Origin of the sequence: Pyrinomonas methylaliphatogenes (genome assembly GCF_000820845.2) — a bacterium.
GTDB lineage: Bacteria > Acidobacteriota > Blastocatellia > Pyrinomonadales > Pyrinomonadaceae > Pyrinomonas > Pyrinomonas methylaliphatogenes.
Genome location: NZ_CBXV010000008.1, coordinates 312375 through 325392 on the forward strand (window position 1 = coordinate 312375; position 13018 = coordinate 325392).

Below are 13018 nucleotides of genomic sequence, written 5' to 3' on the forward strand. Positions count from 1 at the left end.
CCGGCTGAGCTGCTTGCGCTCGATGCGTCACCGAACTGGCGAGGCAGCTTGGGCGATCGCCGCGCGCTGGGCGATGAGCAGTTGTTCGATCCCTTGTCGCGCAAGTGCGAGGAGAGAATCCAGCTCATCGCGCGTGAAAGGCGTATGCTCCGCCGTGCCCTGCAATTCGACGAAGCGCCCATCGCCAGTGCAGACGACGTTCATATCGACCTCGGCGCGGGAATCCTCATCATATTTGAGGTCGAGCAGCGGTGTGCCATCAACGATGCCGACGCTGACCGCGGCCACCTCGCCTTTAACGGGCGAGCGCTCGAGCCGTCCTCCGCTCACCAAGCGATGGCAAGCGAGCGCGAAAGCGACATAGGCTCCGGTTATCGAAGCGGTGCGCGTCCCACCATCGGCCTGCAAGACATCACAGTCGATCGTAATGGTACGCTCGCCGAGCGCAGTCAAATCGGCGATCGCGCGCAAGGCGCGCCCGATCAAACGTTGAATCTCTTGTGTGCGTCCCGAAGGGCCGCTCCGGCTCGTTTCGCGCGGCGTTCGCTGTTGCGTCGCACGCGGCAACATCGCATACTCGGCGGTGATCCAGCCTTGCCCCGTGCCGCGCAGAAACGGCGGGACCCGCTCTTCAAACGAAGCTGTACAGATGACGCGCGTTTGCCCCATCTCGATCAGCGCCGAGCCTTCCGCATAAGGCATGAAGTCGGGTGTGATACGGACGGGGCGCAGTTGATCAGCGCGTCTTCCATCGGTGCGTGTGTAGCTCATCGGCTTCCTCGATCGAACCCATAAAGTTGAACTGCTCGGCAGAAGGACAATGGTCAGATCTCTTGCTCAACCCCCTGAAGCGTGCGCCCTCAAAATTAACTGAGATGAGATGCTGAAAGCCAGCGCGATCTACTATATCTCCACAGCCTCCAGCACCTTCGGGGCGCGGCCCAAGAACCGCTCGGCGACGCGCGCAAAGCGTTCAGCGGCATCGGTGACGTAGAAATGGTCCAGATCATCACACAAGCTTCGCGCGCGCTTTTCCACGGGAGCGTGCGCGAGCCCCTCTTCCTCCAAGAGCCGCGCGACCTGTTCGGCCACCGCTTCGCCTGACTCGATGATACGCACCGTCTCTCCCATCACGCTCTGAATTGTTCGGCGTAGAAGCGGATAGTGTGTGCAACCGAGCACCAGCGTGTCGATCTCAGCCAAGCGCAGATCGCGCAGGTATTCTTCAGCCACCATCCGCGCCACCTCCGTATCGGCCCACCCCTCTTCCGCGAGCGGGACGAAGAGCGGACAGGCGCGCTCCAAAACTTCAGCTCGAGGGGCGAGCTGCAAAATAGCGCGCGTGTAAGCCCGGCTTTTGACCGTCGCCTCGGTCGCGATGACGCCGATCCGCCCATGGGGCGATGACTGGACCGCAGCGCGCGCGCCCGGTTCGATCACCCCGATGACTGGCGCTTCGATCGCGCGACGCACTGCTGGGAGAGCTAAGGCCGACGCCGTGTTGCAAGCGACGACGAGCAATTTGATGCCATGACGCGCGAGGAATCGCGCGTTTTCCACGGCATAGCGCTCGACCGTCGTCAGCGATTTCGTGCCGTAGGGCACGCGCGCCGTGTCGCCCAAATAGACGAACTTTTCGTTCGGCAAGCGCTCATGGAGCGCGCGGTAGACGGTCAGACCGCCAACGCCGCTATCGAAGATGCCAATCGGTAGCTCTCTCTTCGCCATCGCTCCTCGCCGACAAATTGAGATCCCGCCAACCTCGAGAGCCGAGGCTCGTGCAAGCTTACAATCCCCGATCCGCAACCGCAAAGGGCCAACGGGAACCATTTGGGAATCCATTTTTTTGAAGAGGAATCCGAATTTTTGGATTCACTCTGCCCCCACCATGCGCGCTGCGGGGGTCACTTTGTCAGTTAACCATTCGCCCCACAATGAGATGAGCAAAGGCGCGTGGGCTTGGAATGGGATTTGCTTAAGGTTTAAGAGAAGCTCGCTTAATCTTTTCACAACGACCTGAAAATTCGGAGGAGATCCACATGCGAACGAAAGCGATCTGCTATCTCTTAGTGTCACTCTTCGCGCTCTCCATGCTAGGGGAGGCCCAAACGGGCACTTCCTCAATCCGAGGCATCGTCACCGATCCACAAGGCAACGCCGTCACAGGGGCCACCGTCACCTTGAGCAACGAGGCTCGGAATTTCGTTCGAACGGCGACCACCAACGAGTCAGGCGTCTTTGCCTTCGATCTGCTTCAACCCGGCACCTATCAAGTTGAAGTCGAAGCGACTGGCTTCAAAAAAGCCCTAATCAGAGAGGTTCGAGCGCTAGTCGCCAAACCGACCGAGATCACCGTACAACTTGAGATCGGTCAGATCACCGAAGCGGTGACCGTCCAAGCGGCGGGCGAGATACTTCTTAACACTCAAGATGCGAGCCTAGGCAATAATTTCGTTTCGCAACAGATCATACAGCTTCCGCTCGAAGCGCGTAATCCGATTTCGCTGCTCACGCTGCAACCGGGCGTCACGCCAGACGGCAACGTGACTGGGGCGCGCAGCGATCAATCGAACATCACGCTCGATGGGGTAGACATTAATGAGGCGCAAACCAACTCGATCTTCAATCCAGTGCTTCGTTTGAATACCGAAGCCGTTGAGGAGTTCCGCGTCGTGACGAGCAACGCTAACGCCAGCTATGGGCGTTCGTCAGGAGCCCAAATCTCTTTGATTACACGCAGCGGGACCAATCAACTACATGGCGCCCTTTTCGAGTATCACCGCAATACCGTGACCACGGCCAACAACTTCTTTAACAACCGGAGCGGCATTCCGCGCCCCAAACTTTTACGCAACACCTTCGGCGGGAGAGTGGATGGCCCAATCGTCAAAGACCATCTCTTTTTCATGTACAGCTATGAAGGACGCCGCGATGCCAGCCAAGCGGCGGTCGGCCCGCGGGTCGTTCCACTGCCGAGCCTCGGTCAAGGCGAGGTGAAGTTTTTGGGTTGCGAACCCGGAGTGGTCTGCACGCCGGATAAGGTCAAGGTGATCACTTTGACGCCAGCCCAACTCAATTCCCTCTTCCCGCAGGTCGGGCTGAATCCGGTCGCCCTTGCGGCTCTTGCCGAGGCCGCGCGCAAATACCCAGCTAACGACTTAAGGGCAGCGGGTGACGGATTGAACACCGCCGGGTTTCGCTTCAATGCTCCAACGCGCGTCAATTTCAACTCTCACGTTTTGCGCTTGGACTGGAACATCAACAGCAAGCACTCGCTCTTTTTCCGCGGCACCTATCAGAACGACACGCAACCGACAAGTTTCACTAATCCCCAACAGTTCCCAGACACACCGATCGTCACGCGCTGGTACCATCCTTATGGCTTTGCCGTCGGCCATACGTGGGCGATCAGCGGGACTAAGACCAACAGCCTGCGCTACGGCCTCACACGCCTTGCCCTCAGCGACCAAGGCGATTCGGATCAGAACTCCATCATCTTTCGTTTCGTCTTTCAACCGCGCCTCTTCCAGCGCACATTCAGCCGCGTTAATCCGGTGCACAATATCACGGACGATTTCTCTTGGATCACCGGTAATCACACGTTACAGCTTGGGACTAACATTCGCATCGTCCGCAATCGAAGGTTGGATTTCGGCCCCGCCTACGACAACGCGGTGGCCAATCCGTTCTTCTACCAATCTTCCGGCAACGTGTTGCTTACGCCCATACGCAACGCGGGCTATACCATCACCGGCAACCCCGACGATTTGAAGTCAGCGCTTACAGCGGTGATCGGGCGATTCTCGCAGTATACGGCGAATTTCAACTTCGATCTCCAAGGCAGCCCGCTGCCCCAAGGCCAAGGCGTCTTTCGCGACTTCGCCACCGAGGAATACGATTTCTACGCGCAAGATATCTGGAAGATCCGTCCCAACCTGACCTTGACCTACGGCTTGAGGTACGGGTTGAGCCGTCCCGTCTACGAAACCCAAGGTTATATGGCTATCCCCACGCCATCGTTGGGCGAATACCTGCAACGGAGGATCGAAGCGGCGAGTCGAGGAGTCAATTATACTGATCCGATCCGCGTCGATCTCGGCAAACGCTTCTACAATTGGGACAAGAACAATTTCCAGCCTCGCGTCTCAGTCGCGTGGTCGCCCAATGTTAAGCACGGGTTGCTCGGCTTTATCTTCGGCGGCGAAGAGAAGTCGGTGATCCGCGCTGGCTTCGCCATCACCAACGACTACTTCGGTCAACAGTTGGCCGTGACCTTCAACGCGCAAAACCAGCTCGGGTTCTCATCGGCGCAAACCATTCCGGCCAACACTTACAATGTGACGACCCGCCCGGCGCCGCTCTTTACCGGATTCAACCAAAGCATCCGCACATTGCCCGGGATCACCATTCCGCCGCGTTTGACCTTCCCGCAACAGCAACCCGCCGACAATCGGCGACGGATCGAAAGCTCGCTCGACAGCAACCTCGTCTCACCGATCAATTACAGTTGGAACCTCTCGTTCCAACGGCAGTTGCCTGCGGGGATGATCCTCGAGGTGGCCTATGTCGGGCGGGCGGCGCGAAACCTACTGGCTGGGCGCGACGTCGTTCAACCGAATCTCAATTTCACCGATCCAAAGTCTGGGCAGACCTGGACCCAAGCGGCGACGATCCTCGAGATGCTGCGCGCAAGCAACACGCCGATCGCTAACGTCCAACCCCTTCCGTTCTTCGAGAACCTTTATGCTCCGGGATCGCTCGGCCCGATCTTCTTCGGCGTCTCGACGTTGACCAACACGCAAGCCGTCTATGCGATGGCGGCGGCGACGGCACCAGGGTGTGCGACCGTCGGATGTTATGAGATCGGCAATGACTGGACCACGATTCAGGATCTCCTCGACGGCTTCTCCGGCAAGCGATATTTCTATCAACCGCAATACGGTGCGCTCGCCGTCTACAGCACGATCGCCTCTTCTGACTATCACGCTGGGACGTTGACGCTGCGCCAACGCTTCAGGAACTCGCTCAGCGTCGATTTCAATTACACGTTCTCGAAATCGATGGACGACGTCTCAGGGCTGCAAACGGATGCGCCGTTTACGCCGTTCATCCTGAACGCGGTCAACCTTAAACAACAGCGTTCCGTCTCCGACTTCGATATCCGCCACATTATCAACGCCAACGCCATTTGGCAACTTCCCTTCGGACAAGGTCATGCTTTCTTAGGCAACGTTTCCAAATTGGCCGAGGCCTTCATCGGCGGGTGGCAGCTTTCGATGATCTTCCGTTGGAACACTGGGCTGCCCGTCGATGCGCCGCTCGATTTCGGCGGCTGGCCCACCAACTGGAATCGTCGCAGTTATACGGTGCGCATCCGTCCTCTTGAAGCCAATCCGAACCGTGGCGGCGCGAACCCGCCGAACCTCTTCTCCGATCCGCAAGCGGCATATCAGTCATTCCGCAGCGCGCGCCCTGGCGAGCGCGGCGATCGCAACATCCTGCGTTACCCCGGTTATGTCGTGCTCGACGCGGGCCTGTCTAAATCATGGACGATGCCGTGGAGCGAGAATCATAAGCTGCAGTTCCGTTGGGAAGTCTTCAATGTCACCAATACCCAACGCTTGACCTCCGTAGACGGCTGGGTTCAAGGGCTCGATCCCTTCAATTCGACCAAGAACCCGACCTTCGGCAACTTGACGGCCATCCAAGGGACGCCTCGCGTCATGCAGTTCGGCTTACGCTACTCCTTCTAAGCCGCATAACGCTAGATCTCACGCGAAGGGAGTTAAATTGCGCTTAACTCCCTTCGCCTCTTTCCCCACACACATCAGAATCGCCCAACGTCACCTCGCTCTCGAATCGCTCCGCGCCGCTCAGATAGTTCGATCTAAGAGAAGCTCAAATAGCGTCTGCGCGAGACTCTTTATCTCGAACCGCTCGGCACCGCTCAGATAGTTCGACCTACCGGCCCGGCGTTCCCTCCGCTCCTGGGGGATGATCAGCACCTTGAATGGGATTCGCTCTTCCATCCTTACCATCCGCCCTGATGTGCTAGACTCTCAGATATGGCGGAGAGGATCTATCGCGACCCGCTTCATAACATCATCCGCCTTCGCACCGATTCCGCGGAAGGCCGATTGATGGTGCAGCTCGTGGATTCATTCGAGTTTCAGCGCCTCCGCCGCATCAAACAACTCGGTCTTGCGCTCTACACTTACCAAGGTGCGGAGCATTCGCGCTTCGCCCATTCGCTCGGCGTCCTGCATCTGATGACGCGCGTCCTCAATCGCTTGCAGGAGACTCACGAGATATGCGAAGCGGACCGCACGGCGGCGCGCGCCGCCGCTTTGCTTCACGACATCGGCCATGGTCCTTTCTCCCACGTCATGGAGAAGGTGCTCGGCTTCCACCACGAGGATCTGACGGTCGCCGCCGTTTTGAGCGATGAGACGGAGGTCGGGCGCATCTTGCGCGAGTATGACGCGCGCTTGCCAGAGCGCGTCGCGGCGCTCATCAAAGGGAGCTTCAAACCGGCTTTTCTCGCTCAGTTGGTCTCGTCGCAACTCGATGTCGATCGCATGGACTATCTATTGCGCGATTCGCTGATGACCGGGGCGAAATATGGCATCTACGATCTGGAGTGGATCATCAAGGCGTTGGCCGTCGATCCGCAGAACGATCGCATCTACGTCACAACGCGCGGTCTGTACGCCGTTGAAGAGTATTTGCAAGCGCGCTATTACATGTTTCGTCAGGTCTACTATCACCGGACCTTGCGCTCCGCCGAAGTCGTCCTTCGCGCCACGTTGCAACGCGCGCTCGAACTGACCGAGCGCGGCGTAGATATCTGGCGCGCGCCCGACACGGCTTTCGAGAAACTGCTTCTGCGTAAACCGCTCACCTTGCGCGATCACATGGAGATGGACGATTCCGATGTCCTCTTCCACATCAAGCAGTGGCAACGAGCAGGGGATCCGATCTTGCGCGATCTCAGTCGGCGCTTCATCGGAAGGCGCTTGTTCAAAGCGATCGATCTGGATATGCCGGAAGAGGAGCGCGGACGCTTCCTCGAAGCGGCGCGCGAATTGGTCATCCGCGCTGGCTTCGACCCGCGTTACTACTTCATCGAAGATCAAGCGAGCGATCTTCCCTACGGCTTTTACACCGGCGAAGGCGATGAACCAAAGGCCCACATCTATGTCGAAGACGGCTACGCGCGCCCGCGCATACGTGAGATCTCGGAAGTGAGCCAAGTCGTGCGCGGTCTACAACGGGCCTACCGGATCCACCGCGTCTGCTTCCCGCCGGAGGTCAAAGAGGGCGTCTATGCGCTCTACCACGGACTTTAAAACTGGACCAGAAAGCTTCAGCCGATGGGCATGCGCACCCTCGCTCTTTACCGTTTGCTCCTGGTGCCGATCACAATCGCGCTCCTTTGGCTGCCCAACCTCGCCGCAAAGCCGCGGGTAGCAATACTCGACTTCGGCGAGACCGCAACCGGAAAGCGCGTCGCAGACGAGCTTCACGGATCGTTCATGGCGACCGGACTTTTTACGCTTCTCGACCGCGCGCTCGTCCGCTCCGCCGCCAAAGGCATCGGCTATGCCGGTTCGCTCAACATGTCGCTCGACGAAGCGCGCGATCTCGGCGCGGCGATCGGTTGTGATTTCTTCATCATCGGAGACGCGCAAACGCTGCGCCGTTCACCATCGAGCGGCACCTATTTTGAATCCTACGCCTCGATCTTCATCGTCAACGCGCAAACCGGCGAACTGCTATTTTGGGATCGGCCCGATCTTCAAGCTTCGACGCCATCCGAAGCGGAAAAAGGGCTGTTGAAAGAACTGGACCGTCGAGCGGCCCATTATGCCTCGCTGATCGAAAGAGCGCACGCGGCCAAGCTCATGCGAGCTCCAGATCGATCCGACAGCGATGAGGGCGAAGATTTCCTCGTCCTTCCGGACGAAGACGCGCCCGACGCGCGCCATTTCAGTCCGCCACAACCTTATCGCCGCCTGCAACCTAACTACCCGGAAGAGGCGGCGCGCGCGGAAGCTGAGGCGACGGTCGATGCCCTCGTCTGGATCGGGACGGACGGCGAAGTCAAAAAGGTCAAGATCGTTCGCTGGGCCGGTTTCGGATTAGATGAGGCGGTCAGCGAAATTATTCGGAAGATGCACTTTCGTCCAGCGCTTCGGGATGGCGCTCCAGTGAACGTGCGCGTCCTTCTGCGCTACAACTTTCGCCGCCGCCCAAACGACTGACGCGCGCTCCGAGCCGATCACAAGCCGCTGCGCACGATGTCGTGCAAGCGAATCAGTCCGACGCAAACACCATCCTTATCGACCACCGGCAAGACGGAGATCTGCGAGGGGCGATCCTCCATCAGACGGAGCGCGTCGTAGGCGAGCAGATCTGGCGAAGCGACGATCGGCGTGCGCGTCATGATCGCGGCGCAGCGCAACTCTTCCAGATCGCTGAGGCGGCTTCGCTCGATGGTTCGGCGCAGATCGCCATCCGTGATGAGGCCGACGAGGACGCCGCGCTCGTCGACGACATTGACGGCCCCCAGTCCGCCCCGCGTGATCGCCCGCACGACTTCAAGCAACGTCGCGTCAGGCGAAACGGTCGGATTCCGCTCGCCGCTGTGCATCAGATCGCCGACACGCAGCGTCAAGCGTTTGCCCAGTTTGCCCGCCGGATGGTTGAGCGCGAAATCCTCGACGGTCAGCCCCTTGGTCTGCATCAAGGTTAAGGCCAATGCATCGCCGATCGCTAGGGCGACGGTCGTGCTCGCCGTCGGCGCGAGATTGAGCGGGCACGCCTCTTGATCGACGCTGGCATCGAGCGCCACATCCGCGCGGCGCGCGAGAGTCGAATTTAGATCGCCGACGATCGCGATGATCGGCACCTCACGCCGCTTCAACGAAGGAAGGACGGCGATGATCTCATCCGTTTCGCCGCTGTTGCTAACGATGAGCACAAGATCATCGCGCGCGACGATGCCCAAACCGCCATGGAGGGCGTCGGACGGATGCAAATAGAAAGCCGGCGTCCCCGTGCTCGTCATCGTCGCGGCGATCTTCTGCGCGACGCTGCCAGACTTTCCAACCCCCGTCGTAATCACCTTCCCTCGACAGGCGAGCAGCAGGGCCACGGCCCGCTCGACCGCTTCGCCGGTCAACCGTCCGGCTGCCCGCGCGACGGCTTCCGCTTCGAGAAGCAAGAAACGTTTCACTTGCGAGAAGTGCTGTCCATCCATCGCCGATTCCCGGAATTTTACGGACTGGTTTAAGCCCGCATCATATGCGCGAAACTAAATTTTCGCCAAGCGTCGCCCCGAGCGGTTGCGCGAACGGCCCCCTGTGGCTATAATCTCTGCCCGTTCGCCGACAAAACCCCATTTCCTTCGCTGTGCGCGTTCGAAGCGAAGAAAAAGCTTTAAAAGCCTAATGGCCGAACAGATCTGGCGGAGAACAGCGCGTCCCATGACGCGCCAGAATCTTTGGCGCGCGCTGGCGACGAGCGCCATTCAGATAGCGCGCACCGCGCTAGCCGAACCCCATAGCTTGACGATCGAACACTGCCCCATCGGCTTGCGCCGTCTGCCCGCGCCGCTCGATCGTTTCCGCATCGTCCATCTTTCCGATTTCCATCACAGCCCGCTTACGGGCCGCGAACAGATCGAGCGCGCCGTCGAGATCGCCAACAGCCTGAATCCTGATCTGATCGCCTTGACAGGCGATTACGTCTCACACGAGCGCGAATATGCCGCCCCTTGCGCGGAGATTTTGGGGCGACTGCGCGCACGCTTCGGCGTCTACGCCGTACTCGGAAACCACGACCACTGGACCGATGCGCCGCTCATCAGCGACATGTTGCGCGCCGAAGGGATCAAAGTTCTGGTCAACGAGGGGATGCGCTTTGAAGCGCATGGCGCCTCTTTCTGGCTCGCTGGCGTCGATGATGCGATGGTCGGGCTCGAAGATCTGCCGCTCGCGCTCGCCGGATCGCGCGAAGACGAGATGAAATTGCTGCTCGCCCATAATCCGACCGTCCTCCGCCGCGCATCGCGCTTGGGCGTCGATCTCGTGCTCGCCGGTCACACGCACGGCGGCCAGGTCGCTTGGCCGCGCCGACGCCCGCCGCGCCGCCTTCGCCAAGGGCTAGGACGCCACGGAGAGACGCAGATCTACGTCACGCGGGGCATCGGCACGGTTGTTCTCCCGATACGCTACGGATGCCCACCGGAGATCTCACTGCTCGAACTCCATTGCGCGCCCTCTCCCCACGCCTGAGGCTTCTGCTTCTAAGGAGTTCGTCTGAATTTTATCGACTTATGTCTGCACGCATCGTCACGTTGCCCAATCTGCTCACGGTCCTACGCATGATGCTCATCCCGGTCTTCGTCTCGCTCCTCTTCTACAAGATGTACGCTTGGGCGCTCTTCGTCTTCATCATCGCGGGAACGACCGACGGGCTCGATGGGCTTTTTGCCCGCCGCTTCGACCAACGCTCATCCCTCGGCACGATCCTCGACCCGATCGCCGATAAACTCCTGCTCGTCACATCGTTCGTCGTCCTCTCGATGCCCAACATCTACCCACAACCGCTGCCGCGCCATCTGCCCATCCCATTCTGGACGACGGCGCTCGTCATCAGCCGCGACGTCTTCATCCTGGTCGGGGCCGCCGCAATTCATCTGGTCACCGGTTTTCGTCGCTTCCGCCCCTCTTGGCCCGGGAAGTTGAACACGACGATTCAAATCCTCTCCATCATCTACATCCTCAGCGCCGCGCATTTGACGACCTTGACCGGATATCTGCCGGGCGTCTACTCGCTCGTCGGGGCTTCCGCCTTCTTCTCCGGCATCCACTACATCTTCTTCGCCTCGCGCCTTCTCGCCGAGGAGCGGCGCGAATTCGACGTTTAACCCAAACTTAGTCTTTTCAACGTCTTAAGCCCGAAGCGCGCGCCCCAGAAGATTGACAATGGAACGCTCAAGATTTATACTAACGATGCGTTCAAGACGAAGGGCCCCAATCCCAAAGCGCGATTCTGGAGAATTTCGCAATGAGCAAAATCATCGGTATCGATCTAGGGACAACCAACTCGGTCGTCGCCGTCATGGAAGGCGGTGAACCCGTCGTCATCACCAACGCCGAAGGGAGCCGCATCACGCCTTCGGTCGTCGCCTTCGCCAAAGATGGCAGCCGCCTCGTCGGTCAAGTCGCCAAACGGCAGGCCATAACCAATCCGGAAAATACGATCTATTCGATCAAACGCTTCATGGGCCGCCGTTATAACGAGGTCACCGAAGAGATCAAGCAGGTCCCTTACAAAGTCGTCCAAGCGCCCAATGGCGACGTGCGCGTCCTTGCGGGCGGCAAAGAGTGGTCGCCGCCAGAGATCTCCGCGATGATCTTGCAGAAGTTAAAGCAAGCGGCGGAAGATTATCTCGGGCAGAAGGTCGAAAAAGCGGTGATCACCGTCCCGGCCTACTTCAACGACTCGCAGCGTCAAGCGACCAAGGATGCGGGCAAGATCGCTGGGCTCGAAGTGATGCGCATCGTCAACGAGCCGACCGCCGCCGCGCTCGCCTATGGGTTGGACAAGAAGAAAGATGAGACGATCGCCGTCTTCGACTTCGGCGGCGGCACGTTCGACATCTCGATCCTCGAAGTCGGCGAGGGCGTCGTCGAAGTCAAAGCGACCAATGGCGATACGCACTTAGGCGGTGACGATATTGATGAGGCTTTGATCAAGTGGATCATCGATGAATTCCGTAAAGATCAAGGCATTGACCTATCGAACGACAAGATGGCGCTCCAGCGCCTGAAGGAGGCTGCCGAGAAGGCCAAGATCGAGCTCTCTTCGACGATGGAGACCGAGATCAATCTGCCCTTCATCACGGCGGACGCTTCGGGGCCGAAGCATCTCGTGATGCGTTTGACGCGGGCGAAGTTCGAGCAGTTGATCGATCCGATCCTTCAGCGCCTGATGCCGCCCGTCGAACAAGCGCTCAAGGATGCGGGGCTCGATCCGAAGAAGATCGACGAAGTCGTGCTTGTCGGCGGCTCGACGCGCATCCCGAAGGTTCAGCAGATGGTGCGCGACTATTTCGGCAAGGAGCCGAATAAATCGGTTAACCCCGATGAGGTGGTCGCCGTCGGCGCAGCGGTTCAGGCTGGCGTTTTAGCCGGCGAGAAGACCGACATCCTGCTTTTGGACGTCACGCCGCTTAGCCTCGGCATCGAAACGCTCGGCGGCGTCTTCACGAAACTCATCGAGCGCAACACGACCATTCCGACGCGCAAGTCGGAGATCTTCTCGACCGCGACGGACAATCAGACGAGCGTCGAGGTCCACGTCCTTCAAGGCGAGCGCCCGATGGCTGCCGACAACCGCACGCTCGGACGTTTCCATCTGGTCGGCATCCCGCCCGCGCCGCGCGGCGTGCCGCAGATCGAGGTCACCTTTGACATTGACGCCAACGGGATCGTCAACGTCTCGGCCAAAGATCTCGGCACAGGGCGCGAGCAGAAGATCACGATCACTTCCTCTTCGGGTTTGACCAAAGAGGAGATCGATCGGATGATGCGCGAGGCCGAGCAATACGCGGCGGAAGATGCGCGCAAGCGCGAAGAGGTCGAAGCGCGCAACCGTTTGGACGGCCTCGTCTATCAAGTCGAGAAGACGTTCAACGAACATCGGTCCAAGTTGGATGGAGCGGCTGCGTCGGAGATCGAAGCGGCGCTCGCCGACGCGAAGAAGGCGATGGAGGAGGGCGGCACGGAGCGGATGAACAACGCCTTCAACCGGCTCCAGACCGCTTCCCATCGTCTGGCCGAAGTGCTCTATCAATCGGCGAGCAGCGCGGGTCGTACTTCGACAAGCGGCTCGACCGCCAGCACCTCTTCGAGCAGCGCATCCTCGAACGAGGATAACGTGATCGATGCCGAATACGTAGACGTGGACGAGAACAAATAGGTGACGAGCGCGGTCGCTCGTTACGGCG

10 protein-coding genes are annotated in these 13018 nt (G+C 59.4%); 6 read left to right on the forward strand and 4 right to left on the reverse strand.

Annotated elements, in window-relative coordinates; genetic code table 11:
- Positions 1–27: 27 nt before the first annotated feature.
- On the reverse strand, positions 28–771 hold the full coding sequence (gene rph / locus PYK22_RS12570; protein ID WP_041977786.1) for a ribonuclease PH: 744 nt from the start codon (positions 769–771) through the stop codon (positions 28–30).
- A gap of 132 nt (positions 772–903) precedes the next feature.
- The gene (gene murI / locus PYK22_RS12575; RefSeq protein ID WP_041977788.1) at positions 904–1728 is read right to left on the reverse strand and encodes a glutamate racemase; all 825 of its coding nucleotides are present in this window, start codon (positions 1726–1728) and stop codon (positions 904–906) included.
- A 311-nt stretch (positions 1729–2039) separates the two neighbouring features.
- Here murI and PYK22_RS12580 point away from each other — a divergent pair, with 311 nt between their 5' ends.
- Entirely contained in the window at positions 2040–5753 is a 3714-nt protein-coding gene (locus PYK22_RS12580) for a TonB-dependent receptor (RefSeq protein ID WP_041977790.1), read from the forward strand.
- Positions 5754–5873: 120 nt separating this feature from the next.
- On the opposite strand, the gene PYK22_RS17780 is transcribed toward PYK22_RS12580, so the two are convergent.
- Entirely contained in the window at positions 5874–6029 is a 156-nt protein-coding gene (locus PYK22_RS17780) for a hypothetical protein (protein ID WP_162199850.1), read from the reverse strand.
- 36 nt (positions 6030–6065) lie between these two features.
- On the opposite strand from PYK22_RS17780, the gene PYK22_RS12585 reads away from it, so the two are divergent.
- Positions 6066–7349 (forward strand): HD domain-containing protein, encoded by a 1284-nt coding sequence (locus PYK22_RS12585; RefSeq protein WP_041977791.1) that lies wholly within the window; start codon positions 6066–6068, stop codon positions 7347–7349.
- 24 nt (positions 7350–7373) lie between these two features.
- Complete coding sequence (locus PYK22_RS12590) at positions 7374–8264, forward strand: energy transducer TonB (RefSeq protein ID WP_041977793.1); 891 nt, start codon at positions 7374–7376, stop codon at positions 8262–8264.
- Positions 8265–8281: 17 nt separating this feature from the next.
- Here PYK22_RS12590 and PYK22_RS12595 read toward each other — a convergent pair whose 3' ends face one another.
- Positions 8282–9262 (reverse strand): KpsF/GutQ family sugar-phosphate isomerase, encoded by a 981-nt coding sequence (locus PYK22_RS12595; protein WP_041977795.1) that lies wholly within the window; start codon positions 9260–9262, stop codon positions 8282–8284.
- A gap of 190 nt (positions 9263–9452) precedes the next feature.
- Here PYK22_RS12595 and PYK22_RS12600 point away from each other — a divergent pair, with 190 nt between their 5' ends.
- The 3 genes from PYK22_RS12600 (at position 9453) to dnaK (ending at position 12990) form a co-directional block, all read left to right on the forward strand.
- On the forward strand, positions 9453–10298 hold the full coding sequence (locus tag PYK22_RS12600; protein WP_060635646.1) for a metallophosphoesterase: 846 nt from the start codon (positions 9453–9455) through the stop codon (positions 10296–10298).
- A 41-nt stretch (positions 10299–10339) separates the two neighbouring features.
- A complete protein-coding gene (locus tag PYK22_RS12605; RefSeq protein WP_041977797.1) occupies positions 10340–10933 on the forward strand; it encodes a CDP-alcohol phosphatidyltransferase family protein in 594 nt (197 codons plus the stop codon).
- 140 nt (positions 10934–11073) lie between these two features.
- Entirely contained in the window at positions 11074–12990 is a 1917-nt protein-coding gene (gene dnaK, locus PYK22_RS12610; RefSeq protein WP_041977800.1) for a molecular chaperone DnaK, read from the forward strand.
- Positions 12991–13018 lie beyond the last annotated feature (28 nt).